Origin of the sequence: Lysinibacillus sp. RC79 (assembly GCF_041262405.1) — a bacterium.
Taxonomy (GTDB): Bacteria; Bacillota; Bacilli; order Bacillales_A; family Planococcaceae; genus Lysinibacillus.
Map to the genome: position 1 here is coordinate 203,303 of NZ_JBGCCD010000003.1, position 21,410 is coordinate 224,712.

General features: G+C 40.0%; 21 protein-coding genes. All 21 read right to left on the reverse strand.

What is annotated here, in order from left to right; translation table 11 throughout:
* Window positions 1-81: 81 nt before the first annotated feature.
* The 21 genes from ABH968_RS04720 to sdaAB all read right to left on the reverse strand — a co-directional run bounded on the left by ABH968_RS04720 (window position 82) and on the right by sdaAB (window position 21,249).
* On the reverse strand, window positions 82-840 hold the full coding sequence (locus tag ABH968_RS04720) for a ribonuclease HII (protein ID WP_370042880.1): 759 nt from the start codon (window positions 838-840) through the stop codon (window positions 82-84).
* Window positions 841-1,135: 295 nt separating this feature from the next.
* Window positions 1,136-2,008, reverse strand: a complete 873-nt coding sequence (gene ylqF, locus ABH968_RS04725) for a ribosome biogenesis GTPase YlqF (RefSeq protein WP_370042881.1) — start codon at window positions 2,006-2,008, stop codon at window positions 1,136-1,138.
* Between the two features lie 56 nt (window positions 2,009-2,064).
* A complete protein-coding gene (gene lepB, locus ABH968_RS04730; protein WP_370042882.1) occupies window positions 2,065-2,634 on the reverse strand; it encodes a signal peptidase I in 570 nt (189 codons plus the stop codon).
* A 106-nt stretch (window positions 2,635-2,740) separates the two neighbouring features.
* Complete coding sequence (gene rplS / locus ABH968_RS04735) at window positions 2,741-3,085, reverse strand: 50S ribosomal protein L19 (RefSeq protein WP_049668419.1); 345 nt, start codon at window positions 3,083-3,085, stop codon at window positions 2,741-2,743.
* Between the two features lie 116 nt (window positions 3,086-3,201).
* Window positions 3,202-3,939, reverse strand: a complete 738-nt coding sequence (trmD, locus tag ABH968_RS04740; protein ID WP_370042924.1) for a tRNA (guanosine(37)-N1)-methyltransferase TrmD — start codon at window positions 3,937-3,939, stop codon at window positions 3,202-3,204.
* Entirely contained in the window at window positions 3,939-4,454 is a 516-nt protein-coding gene (rimM, locus tag ABH968_RS04745) for a ribosome maturation factor RimM (RefSeq protein WP_370042883.1), read from the reverse strand. The genes trmD and rimM overlap by 1 nt, the downstream gene beginning before the upstream one ends.
* Before the next feature lie 349 nt (window positions 4,455-4,803).
* Entirely contained in the window at window positions 4,804-5,037 is a 234-nt protein-coding gene (locus ABH968_RS04750; RefSeq protein WP_004269410.1) for a KH domain-containing protein, read from the reverse strand.
* A gap of 15 nt (window positions 5,038-5,052) precedes the next feature.
* On the reverse strand, window positions 5,053-5,325 hold the full coding sequence (gene rpsP, locus ABH968_RS04755) for a 30S ribosomal protein S16 (RefSeq protein ID WP_010858419.1): 273 nt from the start codon (window positions 5,323-5,325) through the stop codon (window positions 5,053-5,055).
* A 94-nt stretch (window positions 5,326-5,419) separates the two neighbouring features.
* The gene (gene ffh, locus ABH968_RS04760; protein WP_370042884.1) at window positions 5,420-6,778 is read right to left on the reverse strand and encodes a signal recognition particle protein; all 1,359 of its coding nucleotides are present in this window, start codon (window positions 6,776-6,778) and stop codon (window positions 5,420-5,422) included.
* A gap of 12 nt (window positions 6,779-6,790) precedes the next feature.
* Window positions 6,791-7,126 (reverse strand): putative DNA-binding protein, encoded by a 336-nt coding sequence (locus tag ABH968_RS04765; RefSeq protein ID WP_370042885.1) that lies wholly within the window; start codon window positions 7,124-7,126, stop codon window positions 6,791-6,793.
* A gap of 192 nt (window positions 7,127-7,318) precedes the next feature.
* Window positions 7,319-8,572, reverse strand: coding sequence for a signal recognition particle-docking protein FtsY (ftsY, locus tag ABH968_RS04770; protein ID WP_370042886.1), 1,254 nt, complete (start codon window positions 8,570-8,572; stop codon window positions 7,319-7,321).
* On the reverse strand, window positions 8,569-12,150 hold the full coding sequence (smc, locus tag ABH968_RS04775; RefSeq protein WP_370042887.1) for a chromosome segregation protein SMC: 3,582 nt from the start codon (window positions 12,148-12,150) through the stop codon (window positions 8,569-8,571). Before smc ends, ftsY begins: the two co-directional genes overlap by 4 nt.
* 3 nt (window positions 12,151-12,153) lie before the next feature.
* On the reverse strand, window positions 12,154-12,918 hold the full coding sequence (gene rnc, locus ABH968_RS04780; protein ID WP_370042888.1) for a ribonuclease III: 765 nt from the start codon (window positions 12,916-12,918) through the stop codon (window positions 12,154-12,156).
* A 330-nt stretch (window positions 12,919-13,248) separates the two neighbouring features.
* Window positions 13,249-13,485 carry an acyl carrier protein gene (gene acpP / locus ABH968_RS04785; RefSeq protein ID WP_036124798.1) on the reverse strand — a complete coding sequence of 79 codons (237 nt, stop codon included), beginning with the start codon at window positions 13,483-13,485 and terminating at the stop codon, window positions 13,249-13,251.
* Window positions 13,486-13,543: 58 nt separating this feature from the next.
* A complete protein-coding gene (gene fabG / locus ABH968_RS04790) occupies window positions 13,544-14,290 on the reverse strand; it encodes a 3-oxoacyl-[acyl-carrier-protein] reductase (RefSeq protein ID WP_370042889.1) in 747 nt (248 codons plus the stop codon).
* Window positions 14,283-15,236: an ACP S-malonyltransferase gene (gene fabD / locus ABH968_RS04795; RefSeq protein WP_370042890.1), complete on the reverse strand. Its 954-nt coding sequence runs from the start codon at window positions 15,234-15,236 to the stop codon at window positions 14,283-14,285. The genes fabG and fabD overlap by 8 nt, the downstream gene beginning before the upstream one ends.
* Window positions 15,237-15,633: 397 nt before the next feature.
* A complete protein-coding gene (gene plsX, locus ABH968_RS04800) occupies window positions 15,634-16,626 on the reverse strand; it encodes a phosphate acyltransferase PlsX (RefSeq protein WP_370042891.1) in 993 nt (330 codons plus the stop codon).
* Entirely contained in the window at window positions 16,623-17,201 is a 579-nt protein-coding gene (gene fapR / locus ABH968_RS04805; RefSeq protein WP_370042925.1) for a transcription factor FapR, read from the reverse strand. The genes plsX and fapR overlap by 4 nt, the downstream gene beginning before the upstream one ends.
* 132 nt (window positions 17,202-17,333) lie before the next feature.
* Complete coding sequence (gene recG / locus ABH968_RS04810) at window positions 17,334-19,379, reverse strand: ATP-dependent DNA helicase RecG (RefSeq protein WP_370042892.1); 2,046 nt, start codon at window positions 19,377-19,379, stop codon at window positions 17,334-17,336.
* A gap of 281 nt (window positions 19,380-19,660) precedes the next feature.
* Complete coding sequence (sdaAA, locus tag ABH968_RS04815) at window positions 19,661-20,572, reverse strand: L-serine ammonia-lyase, iron-sulfur-dependent, subunit alpha (RefSeq protein ID WP_370042893.1); 912 nt, start codon at window positions 20,570-20,572, stop codon at window positions 19,661-19,663.
* 14 nt (window positions 20,573-20,586) lie between these two features.
* Window positions 20,587-21,249, reverse strand: a complete 663-nt coding sequence (gene sdaAB / locus ABH968_RS04820) for an L-serine ammonia-lyase, iron-sulfur-dependent subunit beta (protein ID WP_370042894.1) — start codon at window positions 21,247-21,249, stop codon at window positions 20,587-20,589.
* Window positions 21,250-21,410 lie beyond the last annotated feature (161 nt).

Below are 21,410 nucleotides of genomic sequence, written 5' to 3' on the forward strand. Positions count from 1 at the left end.
AGCTGCCGCTTTGCTTTCGCTACACAAAACAATTGTAGCTGCCTCTTTGCTTTCGCTACATAAAACATTTGCTGAAACAAGTTAAAGCATTGACTTTATCGGCTCAAATGACTTGCGATGATGAATAGTTGGACCGAACTCTTCAAGTGCTTTTAAATGCTGCTTTGTTCCATACCCTGCGTGCTGAGCAAAACCATACATAGGGAATTCTTCGTCCAATTGATCCATATAACCATCTCGAGCCGTTTTCGCCAATATTGATGCAGCTGCAATAGCCAAGCTTTTCGCGTCCCCTTTAATGATTGAATCCTGCGGAATAGAGATTGGCAGCGTCATAGCATCAACTAGCACATAATTAGGTTTAATAGATAACGATTCTACACTTGTTTTCATCGATTGCTTCGTCGCTTCATAAATATTTAATTCATCGATTTGTTGTGCTGATTGGAAATGGATAAAATAACTTAATGCATGCTCTTTTATTAAAGCAGCATAGTTATTGCGTTTATCTTTTGATAATTGCTTTGAATCATTTAATCCGACTAAAGCCTCACAGTTTGCAGGTAAAATAACAGCAGCTGTTACTACTGGTCCTGCTAACGGTCCACGCCCCGCTTCGTCTACCCCTGCAATGAGTGCCCCTATCCCTCCATAGCTTTGGTCAAAATCGACTTTCGCTTGATGTTCCTTTACTAGTTGTTGTTTTTTCTCCTGACGCTTTTCCCAACTTTGCCAAGCTTTTTGCACTCCCGCTCGTTCGTCGGTTGCTACAGTGGTCATCCAATCCTGCCATTCCTCCGCTTCTTTCAATGCTGCTGTAATCTCTTTAATTGTTTTCATATTACTTACTCCCTTTTGGTTCCACATCAACAGTTCGTAGCCAATGTTTGCGTTCTAATATATCTTTGCTAATTGCTTTTGAGCATTCTACTCAAATTATTGACGAAGCCGATCAGTTTTTGTCTTAGTGATTAGAGGACCGTCTCGTAAAATATGTATTCCTTTTTTCAATAGACAACTATACAATCTAATAAATTTCTCGCTCTATATCATTTATCGGCAAGAAAAAGTATTCCTAAAAGAAAAACTGCCATGCTCACAACCTTCTCAAGTGAGTATGACAGTTTTTTTCTTATTACTGCTGTGCTTCCTTTTCAAGCTGTTCGTTAACAAAGTCAAAGGTTAGTTTACCTAATTGTAATCCTCGAATATCTCGAACAATTAGTTGAGCTACTTGATCATAATCAATTTCTCCTCCAGGACCAAAAACACGTCGAAGTTTCCCAATATGATCAAAGGTTTCAACTAAATCTTCATGTATAAACTGGAAGCCATAGCGTTCTTCCATTCTTGCCGGATAATGAACGGATAAAAAGCGTAGGCCATAAACGGCCAAATCCTCCATATTCGTTATAGTATCCTTTATGGCACCTGTTAAGGCTAATTTATAGCCTACTTCTTGATCTTCAAATTTCGGCCATAAAATACCTGGCGTATCGAGTAATTCAAGCTCCTTCGCAACCTTTATCCATTGCTGAGCCTTAGTTACCCCTGGAGTATTCCCTGTTTTTGCTATATTTTTCTTTGCTAGGCGATTAATTAGCGTCGATTTCCCTACGTTCGGAATTCCGACTATCATTGCACGAATGGCTCTTGACTTCATCCCACGTGACTTCATACGCTCAAATTTTTCTTTTAATATTTCTTGAGCAGCCTTTGTAACCTGTTGTAATCCTTTGCCTTCAAGAGAATTGATGGCTACTGCCTTATGACCCCTTTGCGCAAAGTATTCAACCCATTTACGTGTTTCCTGCTCATCTGCCATATCTGACTTATTTAAGATAAGAAGACGCGGTTTTTGATTAATCACTTCGTCTATCATCGGATTTCGGGAAGATAGAGGTAAACGTGCATCTATTAATTCAAATATAATATCAACAAGCTTTAATTTTTCTGTTACTTCTCTGCGGGCCTTTGCCATATGCCCTGGAAACCATTGTATAGTCATATCTATACCTCCTACACTAAAAGAAAAAGGGAGTGTTTAGCCCTCCCTTTCAAGAATTACTTTACAATTTTAATATCACTATACGGCCAGAAAATCAGACTTGTATTACCAATAATCTCTTTCTGATCGACGACTCCAATAATACGACTGTCCTTACTGTATCGACGATTATCCCCCATAACGAAAACATAGCCTTCTGGAATTACATTATCTTTTAGGTTTACATCAATATCTTTTAATGTAAAATCCTCGGTTAAAGTACCTTCTGTAATTTTTGATTTATAGTTATCTAAATAAGGCTCGTCTATCGGTTCACCGTTAATGTATAATTGGTCATTTTTATATTCCAAAGTCTCTCCTGGTAGCCCAATAACACGTTTAATATAGTTTTTCTTCTCAGGAGCATGAAATACAACAATATCAAAGCGTTTTGGTTCACCTATTTTATAACCAATTTTATTCACAATCATACGGTCGCCATCTTCAAGGGTTGGCATCATGGATTGGCCATCTACTGCAATCGGTGTAAATAAAAAATAACGAATAATCGCTGCAATCGCAAATGCAATTAGAAGTGCCTTTGTCCATTCCCATAGTTCATTCTTTTCCTTCACCTGTTTTTCCATCGAGATATGCCCCCTTGTCTATCCTCATTTTAGTTGATAGTTATTTAAGATGACAAGCAAAAAGAAAAGGAGCTTGTTACACAAGCTCCTCACTTTCAAGTCATAATTATCGAATTTCTTTAATACGAGCAGCTTTACCACGTAGGTTACGTAGGTAGTAAAGTTTAGCACGACGTACTTTACCACGACGTACAACTTCTAAGTTAGCGATTTTTGGTGTGTGTACAGGGAATGTACGTTCAACACCTACACCATAAGAAATTTTACGAACTGTGAAAGTTTCGCTAATACCGCCACCACGACGTTTAATTACTACACCTTCGTATACTTGGACACGTTCACGAGTACCCTCTACTACTTTCACGTGTACCTTAACAGTATCACCAGGACGGAAAGTTGGTAGATCAGTGCGAAGCTGAGCTTTTGTAATTTCTGTAATAATGTTTGACATTGTTTTCTCTCCTTAGACAGATGCTCTTGCACGCAATCTATGCCACAGCGGAACACCATAATTCAGTACTTCACATAGAAGTACAGAATAGATGTTATCATAAATATAGATAGCAATCAAGCATCTTTATTGTTATTTTTAAGTTTTTCTACATACATTTTTTGCTTGTCTGTTAATGGATAATTCTCGAATAAATCCGGACGACGCTCGAATGTTCTTTTCAGCGATTCTTCCGCACGCCATTGCTCAATCTTTGCGTGATTGCCCGACAGTAAAACATCAGGTACTTTCATTCCGCGAAATTCAGCAGGTCGTGTATAATGTGGGTGCTCTAGAAGACCCGTTGAGAACGAATCTTGTATGTGGGAATCCGCTTGTCCTAAAACCCCCGGAAGAAGTCGTACAACGCTATCTATAACCGTCATAGCTCCTAGCTCACCACCAGTTAATACGAAATCTCCAATTGAAATCTCGTCTGTGACAAGGTGCTGACGTATGCGTTCGTCATAGCCTTCGTAATGGCCACATAAAAACACTAGTTCTTTTTCCTGAGCTAGCTCTTCTGCCTTTTTCTGAGTAAAACGCTCACCTTGTGGGCACATCAAAATGATACGGGGATTTTTCCCTTCAGTAATGGCCTCGACAGCGCTAAACATCGGCTCTGGTTTTAACACCATTCCCGCACCACCACCATACGGATAATCGTCTACTTGATTGTGCTTGTTACCAGAATATTCACGGATATCAGTTACTTCTAGCTTTACAGCATCTTTTTCTTGTGCTTTTTTTAATATTGATGCACCAAAGACACCTGTAAACATATCAGGAAATAAACTTAACACATGAATATTCATCATAGCAGGCCTTCCATTACGTATATCACAATTTTCTTCTCATCAATATTAATTTCCTTAACGATGTCTTCGATATACGGGATGTAATGCTCTTTTTTAGCGCCTTTGACTACCCACACATCATTTGCACCTGTTTGAAGAATGTCGGTCACTGCTCCGATTGTTTCGCCTTCTTCAGAAACAACTGAACAGCCAATTATATCATGGAAGAAATATTCATTTTCCTCTAATAAATCATCTGACAATTGATCCTTCGTAATTTTAAGCATGCCTTCTTTGAAAGGCTCAACAAAATTGATGTTATGCATTCCTTCAAAAGTTAATAAAATAAAGTTCTTATGACGACGCATTGATTCAATTGTTACCCATGTTGGCTTTTTATCGTCTTTTTTAAACGCTGCAAGCTTATTTCCTACTGCGAAGCGCTCTTCCTCAAAATCTGTTGTTGATAATATACGCACCTCACCGCGGATACCATGCGTATTGACAATACGACCTACATTAAACCATTCCATTCAAATCTCACCTCGTATAAAAATGCTAAATAAACTCATCCACGTCAAGCTACTAGCTAGCCAGATCAAAAGTAACCATCTCTCACTTTCACCTAAAGAAGCAGAGTAACTTTTGGTGGACGGTGTTATAGCTATGACGTTGACCAGTCTTCCTCAATGTCATTATGTTCAATTACCTCTCAATATAATTATGATAATGAAAAAAGGAAGGAACCGGCAAGCTCCTTCCTTTTAGTCCAGATTTTACGCTTTACCTCAGAGCCACTTTGAATTCCTAAGCGCATGTAAACATACCGATCAGGACTCTCCAGTGCTTGTTGCATGTAAAAGAGCGTGAAAATCTTTTCTATCAATCCAATATATCGACGTAGGTCTTTTTTTGATGGTGACTACCCGCCGCTGAATAAACAATTGTACGAATCGCTTTCGCTACTCGCCCTTGCTTGCCTATGACTTTCCCTCGATCCTCTGGATGAACAAAAAGTTTATAAACAATTCGATTTGCATTTTCATCCGTCTCTATACGAACTTCTTCTGGATAATCGACTAACGGTAAAACGATTGCTTCAATCAGCTGCTTCAAAGACGTCGCCCCCGATTATTTACTGAATTTTTGGTTATGGAATTTTTCCATGATACCTTGTTCTGAGAACAAGTTACGCACTGTATCTGATGGTTTTGCACCGTCAGTTAACCATTTAAGAGCTTTCTCTTCATCGATGTTTACAGTAGCTGGTTGAGTTAGTGGGTTGTAAGTACCAACTGTTTCGATTTGACGACCGTCACGTGGTGAACGAGCGTCTGCAACTACGATACGATAGAAAGGAGATTTTTTAGCTCCCATACGTTTTAAGCGAATTTTAACTGCCATTTTAATAGCACCTCCGAATAAGTTTCACACAAGATAGTATATTATCAATGTTTAGGTTGTTTGTAAAGTGTTTTTTCTTAACACCTATAAATTATTATTTAAACAATGAATCGAAGCCTGGTAGTTTCATCTTTTTCTTGCCTTTGCCACTTGCCATGCCTGTCATTTGCTTCATCATTTTTTTCATTTCATCAAATTGCTTTAATAGTCGATTTACCTCTTGAATTGATGTCCCAGAACCCTTTGCTATGCGCTTTTTACGGCTACCGTTAATAATTTCTGGATTCGTCTTTTCAGCAGGCGTCATCGAATAAATAATCGCCTCTACACGTCCCATTTGCTTATCATCAACTTTAACATTGTCTAAGCCTTTGATTTTGCCGGCACCTGGTAACATTTTTAAAATTTCATCAAGAGGACCCATTTTTTTCACTTGCTGCAATTGTTCAACAAAATCATCAAACGTAAAGGTCTGGGTTTTAAATTTTTCCTCTAGTTCTTTAGCCTTTGCTTCGTCAACATTTGCCTGAGCCTTTTCAATAAGTGATAAAACGTCACCCATTCCTAATATACGAGATGCCATACGCTCTGGATGGAAAGGTTCCAGCGCATCCAGCTTCTCACCCATACCGACAAACTTAATCGGCTTCTGTGTAACGGAACGAATTGATAGCGCTGCACCACCACGTGTATCACCATCAAGCTTTGTTAAAACAACTCCTGTAATACCGACTGCTTCATTAAAGCTTTCTGCCACGTTGACAGCATCCTGACCTGTCATAGCATCTACAACTAGGAATACTTCATCCGGCTCTTTTAACGCACGAATATCTTTTAATTCTTGCATTAAATCTTCATCGATATGCAAGCGACCAGCTGTATCGATAATAACGACATCATGATGTTCTTCTTTTGCCAATTCAATTGCCTGACGTGCAATTTCTACTGGAGATACATCGGTTCCTAACGCAAAAACAGGTAGGGATAACTGCTTTCCTAATGTTTGTAACTGCTGAACAGCCGCTGGACGATAAACGTCTGCAGCAACTAGTAATGGCTTACGATTATATTTTTTACGCAACACATTTGCCAATTTACCAGTAGTTGTCGTTTTACCTGCACCTTGTAAGCCGACCATCATAATAACAGTTGGTGGCTTTGTATTAAATTTAATTGGGCTTTGCTCGCCACCCATTAATTCTGTTAACTCTTCTTGTACGATTTTAATAACTTGCTGACCTGGTGTTAAGCTTTGCATAACATCTACACCGATAGCACGTTCACTGACCTTTTTAACGAATTCTTTGACTACTTTTAAGTTAACATCCGCCTCGATTAAAGCAAATCGGACTTCTCGCATCATTTCTTTAACGTCTTGTTCCGATACTTTACCTTTACCTTTAATCTTTTGGATCGTTCCTTGGAGTCGTTCCGCTAATCCTTCAAAAGCCATTGCTTTCGCCTCCTAATCCCATTCTTTCAACTGTTCTATAAGCGTTAGCTGCTCTTCAACTGTCATACTTTGTTCTGTCATCCCTGTTGTTAGCTGCGCAAGCATTTGTGTACGTTGTTGAAATTTTTCAAGTAAACATAGTTTTTCTTCATATTCTTCAAGCATCGCTTCTGTTCGACGAATATTATCATAAACAGCTTGGCGTGAAATCCCATACGATTCAGCGATCTCTCCAAGTGAGTGATCATCTAAATAATAGAGCTCCATATAACTTCGTTGCTTATCTGTTAATAATGCTTGATAAAAGTCGAAGAGAAAGTTCATGCGTGTTGTTTTTTCAAGTAGCATCGAATGTTTCTCCTCCCGTTATTAGTCATTTGTATCATAACGAAAAGCGCCCGTCTGTGTCAAGGTAATCTCCTTGTCTAAAAGCTTTAATTAACTGCTTTTTAGGCGTTTTTCACCTATAGCTAGTATTTCCCTTTTAAACAATGCGATTCACCTGTTTACAGACGAGCGCTTCAAACTACTTGTGAGCTGTTAATCCTCACTATTTTGTAATTCTTTATCTAAACCATCAGCAAATAAGCCATACACATAGCGCTCCGCATCAAATGGCTGTAAATCATCCATTTTTTCACCAAGACCAACAAACTTCACAGGAATGTGTAATTTATTACGAATAGCAAGAACAATACCACCTTTTGCAGTGCCGTCAAGCTTTGTTAAAACGATTCCTGTTACATTTGTAGCTTCCTTAAATGTTTGTGCTTGAACAAGTGCATTTTGACCTGTTGTTGCATCTAAAGCTAATAGTACTTCATGCGGAGCATTCGGTACCTCTCGAGAGATTACTCGATGAACTTTTTCAAGCTCATTCATTAAGTTTACTTTGTTTTGTAAGCGCCCTGCTGTATCACAAATTAATACATCTGCATTACGGTTTTTCGCCGCACGAATTGCATCATACATAACTGCCGCTGGATCTGAGCCTTCTGATTGTTTAATCACTTCACAGCCTACACGGTCTCCCCAAACTTGTAATTGATCGATGGCACCAGCACGGAAAGTATCACCTGCCGCTAAAACAACTGTTTTACCTTGTGATTTTAAACGATGGGCAAGTTTACCGATTGTTGTCGTTTTCCCAACACCGTTTACCCCGACGAATAAAATTACAGTAAGTTCACCTTTAGGTTGCATATTAAGCTCGATTAAATCCGCTTCTCCTTGCTCATAAATTTCCACAAGTTTTTCAGAAATAAGCGTTTGAATACCGTTTGTATCTTTGATATTTTTACGCTGAACCTCGAAGCGTAATTTGTCCATTAGCTCCATTACTGTTTCAAAGCCAACGTCTGCCTGTAATAATAAGTCTTCTAATTCTTCAAAGAAATCTTCGTCCACTTTTCGATAACGTGCAACTAAGTCGTTTACTTTAGAAGTAAATGAATTCCGCGTTTTTTCAAGACCAGCCTTGAACTTTTGTGTAATAGACCATGCAGAAGGTTTTTTCTCCTCTACAGGTTCTTCCACTATTGCGACTTCTTGTACTTCTTGTTGCTCTTGATCTTCTATTGCTACAGGAATTTCTGTTTCAATTGAGCTTTCCGTTACAGAAACTTCCTCAACTTTTTCTATTTCATCTACAGTTTCTCCAATTTGAGCAGGCTCTGTTGCTTCGTCTTGTGCTTCGTCTTGCTTCTGTTCAGCAGCTTCTTCTTCATTAATTGCCGCTACTTTTTCATCCTCGTTGCCCATCAATTTATCTTTTAACCGTTTAAAAAAACTCATGCTTGTTCGCTCCTTTGCTCCGCAAGTACGGGTTCATCTTCTAATTTTACTGATACAAGTTTAGATACGCCAGATTCCTGCATTGTAATACCATACAACACATCCGCTCCCTCCATCGTTCCTTTACGATGTGTGATCACAATAAATTGCGTGTCACGGCTAAATTTCTTCAAATATTGGCTATAACGTACAACATTTGCCTCGTCTAAAGCCGCCTCTACCTCATCGAGAATACAAAATGGTACAGGTCGAATATTTAGGATGGAGAATAATAAAGCGATTGCAGTTAGTGCACGTTCACCACCTGAAAGCAAGCTTAGATTTTGTAATTTTTTACCTGGTGGTTGTGCTACAATTTCTATACCTGTTTCTAGCAGATTTTGAGGGTCTAATAACACTAAATCTGCCTGTCCTCCACCAAACAATTCACGGAATACACGTTTAAATTGCTCTCGAATGGCATAGAAGGTTTCGCTAAATCGCAGCGTCATTTCTTCATCCATTTCTTTAATAGCCTCATGTAATGTTTCCTGTGCAGCAAGTAAATCCTCACGCTGCTCTGTTAAAAATGAATGGCGTTCAAGTACGCGATCGTATTCCTCAATGGCGCTCAAATTAACAGGACCTAGCTCTTCTATAGATTTCTTCAGTAATTTCACTCGACGTCGCATATGCTCTTCATCTTCAATTGCAAGGGCAAGCTCCTCAGCTTCCTCAAATGTTAGCTGATAGTTTTCTTCTAGCTGTTCATTGAAATTATTGATTTCAAATTCTACGCGACTTCGCTTCAATTCATTTGCACGTATCGCTTCAAGGTAGCCTTTATGTGTACGTTGCAATTCCTTCAGCTGTTCTTCTAAAGTAGTAAGCTCTCGTTGTTGTGCTATTTTTTCATCTTTTTTCTGTGAAATCGTGTCTTGCAGCGAATCTCTTCTCGCTTTCCACGTAGCAACCTGCTCAGCCACTTCTTCATCGCTTAAAAGTTTTGTCGATTCATCCGATTGGAGCCAGATTATTTCCTGAGAAATATTATCGACTTTTTGACGAGCTTTGTTTAATTGTAGGGCTATCTCTGCTGTAGCAATTTGTACTTGTGACATTTGCTCCTGCATTACCGCTAACTGCGAACGTTTTTCTGCTGACTGCTCACGAAGTACATCTTTCTCCGATTCACTTTGTAGCTTCACCTTACTTAGTTGTTCCACTGTTTCATTTATCTCTAACAGTTCTGTTGCTAATGCCGTTAATCGCTCCGTAGCCGCTTCTTTTTGAGCTAACAATGCTTCTTCGCGTGTTTTTACATCTTGTGTTTCATTAGAAGCAAAAGATACTCGTGCAGATAAGCTTTTCTCGCCAACCTCTAGCTCGCGTATACGACTCGCCTGTTGCATTTCATCTTTTCGTAGTTGCTCACCGTCAAGCTTCAATTGATCTACTTTGTCTCGTAATGTTGCAAGCTTCTCTTTTTCAGTTGAGACAGCCTGTTCAGCACTATAAATAGACGCTTCTAACGATTCTAGCTTTACTATTAAACCATCTAATTCCGCTTTTCTTGTAAAGAGTGAAGATTGTTGTTTCATTGCACCACCAGTTAATGAACCGCCTGCATTGACGATATCACCTTCAAGTGTTACAACACGATATCTAAACCCACATAATCGGGCAATTTGACTTGCACCTTCTAAGTTTGCTGCAACGATGACATTGCCAAGAAGGTTCTCGACAATTGTGCGGTTGTCATCATCGAACGTTACAAGTGCATCAGCCATTTTGACAAACGCCGGGTGCTCAGTAGCTAGCTGAATCGTAGATAGATTAATTTTCCGTGACTTGATAACTGTTTTAGGTAAAAATGTTGCCCGTCCAGCTCTCTTTTGTTTTAACCACTGAATTGCCTGTTGAGCATATCGCTCATCAGTTGTCACTATATGCTGAGAGGCTGCCCCTAATGCTGTTTCGATAGCCTGAGAATATTTCCCATCCACTTGAATTAACTCAGCAACGGCTCCTTCAATCCCAGCTAGTTCACCTTTATCACGTGCTAATAATACTTCTTTTACTCCATGGAAAAAACCTGAAAAATCCGCTTCAAGCTCAGCTAGCGTATCTTTTCTAGCCTTTAATTGTTGCTGATGCTGATAAGCTTTATAAAGCATATCTTGCTTTTCATTAAACGATGTATTGACGTTCTTCAGCTGTATTTGCAATGCTTCATATCGCTCAAGTTTTTCCTGCAATTCGTTAGATGTTGAAGTATGAGCAACAACTAGCTTCTCTTTTTCAGCTAGAATTTGCGCAAGCTCTTGCCCGATTTCATCAGTTTGATCTGACATTCTTGTCGCCATCGCTTTTTGCTGAGCTAACTGTTGTTCAATATTTTTTAATTCATTTTTAACTGTTGCTTCTTCGTTTAAAGAGTCGATATATCGGTTTTTTTGTTCTTCAATTTCTTGTTCAATTTCAGAAACTGAGCGATTTAAAGATTGTTCTAATTGCTTAATGCTTTGTTTCAGCTCTGATACTTCTTGCTGTTTTTCAGTGAATAATTCTTTTTTCTCTTGCTCTTGAGCTATAAGAGCCTCAACCTCACCTTTTGCTTCTTGTAATGCCGTATTCAATTGAAGTAGTTGATTAGAAGCATTTTGCCGCTTTTCAGCCATTAACGCTTTACGACCATCCCAACGCTCTACCTCCATTGTTGCATTAACAAACTCAGCCTGAGTCGTATCCAAAAAGTCATCTAGCTCTTTTAAAAGCTTCCGAATACTTACAGTTTGCTTTTCTATCGAAGAAATATGATGAGCTTGTTTTTGCTCTGTTTCATATAGCTCTGTATACTCAGCTTTCAGAGCATGCAAAGATTGTGCACAATTTTTTAAATCGTGCACAAGGATAGCAATATCAAAATCCTTTAACTCTGTTGACATTTGCACATAATCTCTTGCACTTGATGCTTGAATTTCTAACGGCTCCAGACGACTGTCTAGCTCATGTAAGATATCTAAAACACGATACAAATTTTCATCTGTTTCAACAAGCTTATGCTCTGCCTTTTTCTTTCTTAGTTTATACTTTAACACGCCAGCTGCTTCTTCAAAAATTGAGCGACGGTCATCGGGTCGGCTATTTAAAATTTCATCGACACGGCCTTGCGAAATAATGGAGAAGGCCTCTTTCCCAAGTCCTGAGTCCATAAACAAGTCCGTAATATCCTTCAGGCGACACTGCTGGTTATTTAGTAAATATTCACTATCACCTGAACGGTATACGCGTCTTGTTACGCTAACTTCTGTATATGAAAAAGCAAGCTGTTCATCTGTGTTATCTAAAATTAATGTTACCTCTGCAAAGTTTAGTGGCTTACGTGAGTCACTGCCAGCAAAAATAACATCCTCCATCTTTGCCCCACGTAACGACTTTGCCGATTGCTCCCCAAGTACCCAACGAACGGCATCAATGACATTACTTTTTCCACTGCCATTTGGTCCAACCACTGCTGTAACACCGGGTACAAAATCAATTCCAATGCGCTCCGCAAAAGATTTAAAGCCAATCACTTCGAGTCGTTTTAGGAACATCTATTAAGCCTCCTCTTTTGCAGTTTGCTCACGCATTGAACGCATTGCACATTGCGCAGCTTGCTGCTCGGCTTCTTTTTTTGATTTCCCGCGACCAATACCAAGCTCCTGCCCATTTAATAGTACGCTCGATACAAAGGTACGGTTATGTGCAGGACCTTTTTCATCAATAATTTCATAATAAAGAAGGCCGTTATTTGTTTGCTGTACCATTTCTTGCAATTGGCTTTTAAAATCCATCACATGCGAAAAAGCACCGTCTTCTACTTTCGGGAATACGATTCGTTCTAAAAAACACACAACCGTTTGTAAGCCTTGATCTAAATAAAGGGCACCTACAAATGACTCAAATACATCTGCAAGTAGTGCTGGGCGTTCCCGTCCACCTGTTAATTCCTCACCTTTTCCAAGTAATACAAAGCGACCAAAGCCTAATTCATTTGCAAAGATAACAAGTGACGGCTCACATACTATGGATGCTCGTAGCTTCGTCAGCTCACCCTCACTCATATGAGGGTATCTCTCAAAAAGATATTTAGAAACAGACAGTTCAAGTACTGCGTCTCCTAAAAATTCAAGACGCTCATTATCCGTAAACAGTTTACGGCGATGCTCATTCACATAAGATGAATGCGTGAATGCTTGATACAATAAATTTTTATTAATAAATGTGATATTTAATTCATGCTGTAAAAGCTCGAATTGATTGCGTACTTTTTCAGGAAGCACGCCCGATTTCTGCATAGTTCCTTTTCTTTTCATAGCCATTGAACAATCTGCCTTCCTAATAGTTTCTACCGTTTAAGTGTACCTTTTTCAAGGCATTTATGCAAAAGTATTTCGGCTTAAATACAATGTTTTGGAAACTTTTATTTTGCAAAATCAAAAAGGGGACGTTCACAGTTCGTTAAACGAACCATCGCGTCCCCTTTTTAAACACACCTCAGCATAATATCTACTCCTCACACTTAAGAAAAGCAGGAGTAAATCCGCCAAAGGCTTTAACTTTATTCAATCATAAACACTTATTGTATAATGACCGCATTCATGTCAGCACCAGTAGAGGTGATTCATCTATGCTAAATAAAGTTAAACGAATTAGTTTAATTTACTTTCGATGTATGAAATTGCAGAACCAACTGTTGAGATTTTTTCAGCATCTTCATCAGAAATTTCCATATCGAATTCGTCTTCAAGCTCCATTACAAGCTCAACTACGTCTAATGAGTCAGCACCTAAATCATCACGGAAAGAAGCTTCTAGAGTAACTTCACTTTCTTCAACACCTAAACGGTCCACGATTACTTTTGTTACGCGTTCTAATACTGTAGACAAAACATTCACCTCCCCTCAAATGATTATACAAAAAATCATTATCTATGACTAATTGAAATTACATTACCATGCCACCATCTATATGTAACGTTTGACCTGTCATATAGTTAGCATCATCTGAGGCTAGAAAAGCTACTGCCTTTGCGATATCCTCAGGCTGCCCAAGTTTTGCTAGAGGAATTTGCGTAAGCATGCCTTGCTTTAAATCTTCTGGTAGTTGTTCAGTCATTTCAGTTTCTATAAAGCCTGGTGCAATCGCATTTACTAAAATATTACGTGATGCTAATTCTTTTGCAGTTGTTTTAGTTAGCCCAATAACCCCTGCTTTTGCAGCTACGTAATTAGCTTGCCCTGCATTACCAGCTACACCGACAATCGATGATATATTGATAATACGGCCTGCACGTTGCTTCATCATTTGACGTGTTACTGCTTTCGTACAAAGGAAAACACCTTTTAGGTTGGTATCTAACACATCGTCCCATTCATCTTCTTTCATACGCATTAACAAGTTATCACGTGTAATACCCGCATTATTTACTAAAATATCAAGCGAGCCAAATGTTTTCACCGCTGCATCCATTAATGCTGTAACTTCCTCTGTTTTGGAAACACTCGCTTGTACGGCTATAGCCTCTCCGCCATTCTCTTGAATCGTCGCGACAACTTCTTCCGCCTTTGCCTGTGACCCGCTGTAGTTTACGACAACTTTAGCACCCTCATCAGCAAGCTTTAATGCAATAGATCGCCCTATTCCTCGTGAAGCACCAGTTACAACCGCTACTTTACCTTCTAATTTACGCATTAATCGTCCACTCCTTCGCCGCTTCTAGTACAGCCTCCAATGATGCTTCATCATAAACACAGTATGTCGTAACAGATCGATCGATTTTTTTCACTAATCCACTTAATACTTTGCCTGGTCCACACTCAATAAAGACATCCACACCTTGTGCAATCATTTCACGCACAGATGCCTCCCATTGCACGGCGCTATATACTTGTTCTACTAACTCATGTTGAATAGCTGAAACATCCTCTAATTCTTTCGCCATTACATTGCCGATTACAGGGATTTGTGGTGCTGATAATGATAAATCAGCCAACGCTTCTTTTAATTTTTCAGATGATGGTCGCATTAACTCTGAATGGAATGGACCACTAACAACTAAAGGAATTGCTCGTTTTGCACCAGCTTCCTTCGCCGCTAAAGAAGCCTTTTCAACGCCTTCTTTTGTACCAGAAATAACGATTTGCCCTGGACAGTTTACATTCGCTACCTGAACTGGCTCACCTGCTGCAGATACTTTTTCAGTTACTTCATGCAGTGCCTCAAGCTCCATCCCTAGAATAGCTGCCATAGAACCTTGCCCTGCAGGTACAGCTTCATTCATATAAAGCCCACGCTTATGCACAACAGAAACTGCATCCTCGAACGATAGCACACCAGCGATTACTAATGCACCGTATTCTCCAAGTGAATGTCCAGCTGCATAATTCGGCGTAATACCTGCTACACGTAATTTTTCTGCAACCATCACACCAGTAGTTAAGAGTGCCGGCTGTGCATGGTAAGTCAATGTTAGCTCCTCAGCTGGTCCCTCTAACATAAGCTTAGATAGCTCAAAGCCAAGTGCTTGATTTGCACGTTCATAAAATGCTTTACTTGCTGCCGCATTCTCGATAAACTCTTGCCCCATCCCAACTACTTGAGAACCTTGGCCTGGAAAAATAAATGCTATTTTCGTCATTTTTTATTAATCCCCTTTTTAATCAATTATGCCTCGGCATAATTGTTGCTGTCGCTTCGCTTTCGCACAGATAAACAATGCGTACGGAATCGGCTTTGTGCTTAGGCCTGCACGATGCAGGTCAGTTAGCCGTTATCGCATGGATGCGATGATTTTAGGCTAACATCCTATATTCATTCCTTTCCGATTCCGTGACATCCGCCGGAGGCTTTGGGCCAACATGATGTTGGTCACTCAGTCGTGTGTTGTTGCTGTCGCTTCGCTTTCGCACAGTTAAAACCGTGTTGCTGTCGCTTCGCTTTCGCACAGATAAATTGCCACAGGACGTGGCGTTCTTAGACTGAGTTCCTATATTTCAGCGGGTGTTTGGACACCTGTACCTACCTGCTGAAAGAAGTTAATCAATTTCTAAGTGACGTACTGTATCTGTAATCGTCGAGATGACTGTATGCTCAACCATCGTATTTGCTTGGCGAATTGCACTGTATATTGCTTTGGCATTGGATGAGCCATGTGCCTTAATCACAGGTGCTTGTAAACCAAACAAACCTGCACCACCGTACTCTGTGTAGTCCATTTTATTTTTTAGGTCACGCAAATTGTTTTTCATAAGCGCTGCCGAAATTTTCGTTTTTGTTGAAGACATAAACGCCTCTTTTAGCATTGAAAATAACGCACCAGCAGTACCTTCTATCGATTTCAGCACCATATTACCTGTAAACCCATCTGTTACAACAACGTCCGCTACCCCTTCAAGTAAATCTCGAGCTTCAACGTTACCGACAAAGTTTAAATCCGCTTCTTTTAATAATCCGAAAGCTGCCTTCGTTAATTCATTTCCTTTTTTATCCTCAGTACCGATATTTAACAAGCCGATACGTGGCTTTTGTAAACCGCCTACCTTTTTCGCATAAATATCGCCCATAATCGCATATTGCAATAAATGCTCAGGTCGCGCATCTGCATTTGCCCCTAAATCAAGCATTAAAAAGCCCTTACCATCTAAAGTAGGCAGTGTAGTGGCTAGAGCAGGTCTAGCAATTCCTTTAATACGTCCTACTTTAAATAAGCCTCCTGCCATTAAAGCACCTGTATTACCTGCTGAAAGACAAGCATCCGCCTTTCCTTCTTCAACTGCATCCATCATTCGTGCCATTGATGAATCCTTTTTACGACGAACAGCGCGTGCTGGATCGTCTGTACCTTCGACAACTTCATCACAATGTACTACAGTTAATCGATCATGTATTTTTAAAAATGGTTCAAGCTTTTGCTGCTGACCATATAATTGAATTTCTAAATTTGGGATTTGCTCTAATGCTAATAAAGCACCTTCAATAACTGATTTTGGTGCGTTGTCTCCACCCATTCCATCAAGCGCTAATTTCATTGTTGTTCACCTTTACCTTTCGTGCGGTACATATCAAATTCACCAACAAAAACTGTTTCACCGTTAACAGTGGACGTTAACTCTACTTTTGTACGCTGACTTTTTTCATCACGTCCGATAACGATTGCTTTTGTAATAACACGATCTCCAGCTCTAACAGGTTTCACAAAGGTAATGTTAGAATGTACTGTTAATGCTAGTTCGTCGTCAATAACTGCTACCGCTAATGAGTTTGCCTGCGCAAACAAATGATGTCCACGTGCGATGCCATTGCGCTGAAAAACATGTTCTTCTTTTACGTCAAAAATAGATAATGCACGATTATCCAATTCAATATCAATTATTTCTCCGATTACTTCATCAATCGGTAGTGATTTCACTTCATTTTCATAAGTTTTCGAAGCAACATCTTTAATTCGTTCTCGTAATTCTGGAATCGCTAATTCCATACGATCTAAACGAATTGTTTGGACACTAACCTGAAACTGTGTTGCTAGCTGTTCATCTGTGACGAATGGATTATCAGCTATCGTTTCGGATAATAGTCGCTGTCGCTCTTTTTTCGTTCGTCTCAACATCATTCGCCACCTTTTTTTAGTTGTTATTAGCACTTGGTACTAATATCAGTATATATAGTATAAAAAAAGAATGCAAGACTTGTTTTAAAAACAAGTGCCCACATTCTTGATTGAGCAACAAATATTCAATTAATCGAAGCGGTCCCCTTGTAAAACACCTGAATTTTCAAGCATTTCACGTAAATATTTGTACTCATCATCATGCCAAAAAGCATCCGTCTTAAGCATATCCGTTGCATCTTTTCTCGCAGTCTCTAGTATGCGATAATCGTGCACTAAATCCGCTACTTTAAAATCAGGCAAACCACTTTGTTTACGCCCAAAGAAATCACCTGGACCACGTAGTTCCAAATCCTTTTCAGCTAGGCGGAAGCCATCATTCGTTTCTGTCATCGACTGCATTCGCTCTTTACCTTCATCGGATTTCGGATCGGCTAGCAACACACAATATGACTGATGTTCACCACGTCCAACACGCCCACGTAGCTGATGCAACTGAGCTAAGCCGAAGCGTTCAGCGTCATAAATAATCATAAAAGTTGCATTCGGTACGTTAACCCCAACCTCAACAACAGTTGTAGACACGAGCACATGAATAGTTCCCTCACTAAAAGCTCGCATGACAGCGTCTTTTTCATCCGCAGATAGGCGACCATGCATTAATCCGACATTGTAACGCCCACTAAAATATGATGCAAGCTGCTCATAGATTTCTACTGCATTTTGTACATCCAGCTTGTCTGATTCCTCGATTAGTGGACATATAGCATAAGCCTGTCTACCAGCAGCAAGCTCTAATTCTAGTTTTGACATAGCAGAGCCAAATTGCTCTTTTTTCATCCAATGTGTTTCAATTTGCTTACGCCCTGCTGGCATTTCATCTATCATCGAAACATCCATTTCTCCGAACGCTGTAATCGCGAGTGTACGCGGTATTGGTGTCGCCGTCATAAAGAGCACATCTGGATTTTCTCCTTTATCACGCAATATTCTACGCTGCTCTACACCAAAACGATGCTGTTCATCCGTTATAACAAAACCAAGCTTGCAAAAAACGACATCAGGCTGAATTAGCGCATGTGTACCAATTAAAATATCTACGTCTCCGTTTGCCAGTTTTTCTAAAAGTAAACGACGTTCCTTTGCTTTCGTCGATCCTGATAGTAAAGCTACACGTACACCAAATGGCTCAAACCATTCCTGTAAATTTTCAGCATGCTGCTCAGCTAAAATTTCCGTCGGCGCCATTAACGCCCCTTGAAAACCAGCAGTTACAGCCGCATATAAACATATTGCCGCAACAACAGTTTTCCCCGACCCTACATCACCTTGAAGTAAGCGGTTCATACGATGTGGCTCTTTCAAATCTTTGCAAATTTCATTGACGACGCGTTTTTGTGCACCTGTTAATTCATATGGTAACGATGCAATAAAGGATCGCAACTTTTGCAAATCAAACTGTATAACAGTACCGCGCTCACTGTCCTTGCGAATTTTACGTAACGCTTGTATACGTAGTTGAAAGTTTAGCAACTCTTCATAGGCAAAGCGTCTTCTAGCCTGCTTTGCATGTCCTGCATCAACAGGGAAATGAATTCCCTCAAGCCCATCACGCATTGAAGCAAGCTTATAATCTTCCTGTAAACGTTGTGGAACAGCATCTGGTATCTCTGTACCAAACTCATCTAGCACTTGTCGCATATATTTACGAAAACGTTTTTGCGGAATCAAACCTTTTAAACTATAAACAGGTTCAAAGTCGACCTGATCTGTTTTCGGACCAAACGAAACAGACGTCCCATTGATAACTTGTCTGCCGCGGTCCCATTTACCTGTAACGGTAATAATAGCTCCCGGTACAAGCTTCTGCTTCAAATAGCCTTGATTAAAAAAAACAACCTTAACTAAATGTCGACCTGCCAGCACCGTGACTTGTAATCGTGATTTATTGCGGCCTAAAAACAATACTGTCGGCTCACGTTCCACTTTACACTCAACAGTGACACGTTCATTATGTGGTGTTTGTGCCAAATCCTTTAAGCGAAAATCCTCATGACGATGCGGAAACGTCCATAACAAATCCGCGATCGTCTCGATGCCCAACGTTTCTAAATGTCCTGCTGTTTCTTTCCCGATTCCCTTTAAATCAGTCACGGGGCTCGTTAAATCAGTCACCTTGAACGACAGCTCCTCCAAATTTTTTCACCGCCAGTACTTTACCTATAGTCATTCGTATAACCATATTATTTTTCAGCATATGAGTTTTCCCCTTTCTAACGATTACTCTTAGCTTTCATAATATTGTTGTTTGCGTTTAACACTTTTGAACAAATCATACTAAGCATTTTTATATATTCAATATCATTATATAACTTTTCATTTTCAGTAAGATAGCAATTCAATTCTATTGCCTCAAAAAAACACGCCTTCCACTTAGGAAAGCGTGTTGAATATTTTTATTTTTGAAGTGACTTGATACTTTCTAAATTGCCATTATCAAAAATGGCTTTACTAATAGCTTTACCTGTTGGTGTTGCAGCAAGGCCTCCACGTGCAGTTTCTTTTAAATTCGGACTCATAGATTGTCCAATGCGATACATCGCACCAATCACTTCGTCACACGGGATGCGACTTGTGACCCCTGCAAGTGCCATATCCGCTGCCACTAGTGAATTTGCCGCCCCCATAGCATTTCGCTTAACACAAGGAACCTCTACTAATCCAGCTACCGGGTCACAAACAAGCCCTAGCATATTTTTGAGTGTAATGGCAAATGCTTCTGAACATTGTTGTGGCGTACCGCCAGCCATCTCTACAATCGCTGCCGCTGCCATTCCAGCAGCTGAACCAACCTCCGCTTGACAGCCACCAGCAGCACCTGAAATCGAAGCGTTATTGGCAACAACGAAGCCGAAAGCACCCGATGTGAATAAAAAACGAATCATTTGCTCACGTGTAGGATTTAGCTTGTTCTTCACTGCAAACAGTGTCCCTGGTACAACCCCAGCCGAGCCTGCAGTTGGGGTAGCACAAATCGTACCCATAGCCGCATTAACCTCATTTGTTGCAACTGCTTTACTCACCGCATCTAATAATAAATCTCCCGACAATGAATTGCCTTGCGCAATGTAGTTTTGAAGCAATACTGCGTCACCACCAGTTAAACCCGTTACAGATTTCACACCCTTCAAGCCTCTTTCAACAGCTTCTTCCATCACCGTTAAATTAGTGTCCATTTGCTGTATAATTTCTGCTCTTGTGCGTCCTGTAATTAACATTTCCTGCTCAATCATAATTTCAGAAATTAGTTTTCCTTCTTGCTCCGCTCGTTCAACAAGTTCACGAACATTATGAAACAATACGTCCATATTGGGGCACCTCCTTAGTTATTAATTTTAGAAACCTTCGAAATATGTGGTATTAAAGAAATTTGTTGTAATACTTTTTCCTCGATGTTTTGATCGATTTCTATCACCATAAGAGCCGTTAAACCACGTTCAATACGAGAAACCTCCATATGCCCAATGTTGACAGCATGCATCGCTAAGCAATTTGCCACATTGGCAATACAACCAGCACGATCATCGTGTACAACAAGGATTGCTGGCATGCCACCTGTTAGACGTAGCTTGAAGCCATTAACCTCACTCACTTCAATTTTACCGCCACCGATAGAAATACCAACGACAGACATCTCTCCTTCATCATCGCCAATCACAAGGCGAGCTGTATTCGGATGCTCCATGTTTGCTGTTTCTGGGATAAACTCATATTCTAAGCCTGCCTTTTCTGCATCGGCAAAAGCTGTTTTAATCCGCTCATCGAATGTATCGTAATTTAATAGGCCCCCTACCAAAGCTACATCTGTTCCATGTCCTTTATACGTTTCAGCAAACGAACCATATAAGTGGATTTTCGCCCACTTTGGTTGTCTTCCAAATAAATCCCTGGCAACGCGTCCAATTCGTGCGGCACCTGCCGTATGAGAAGAAGAAGGCCCAATCATCACTGGTCCAATAATATCAAATACTGAAGTAAACTTCATAATAACACCCCTCTAATCTATCCATATAATATTATCGATTATCTTCATTCAGTAGAAGACTCCCACCTCTGAAGTCGGTGAGATAAATGCGGACGTGGTTCCTTTTAAGTGGATGCCCAAACACCTACTGAATGAAGATAAAGCCTCCGGCGGATGTCACA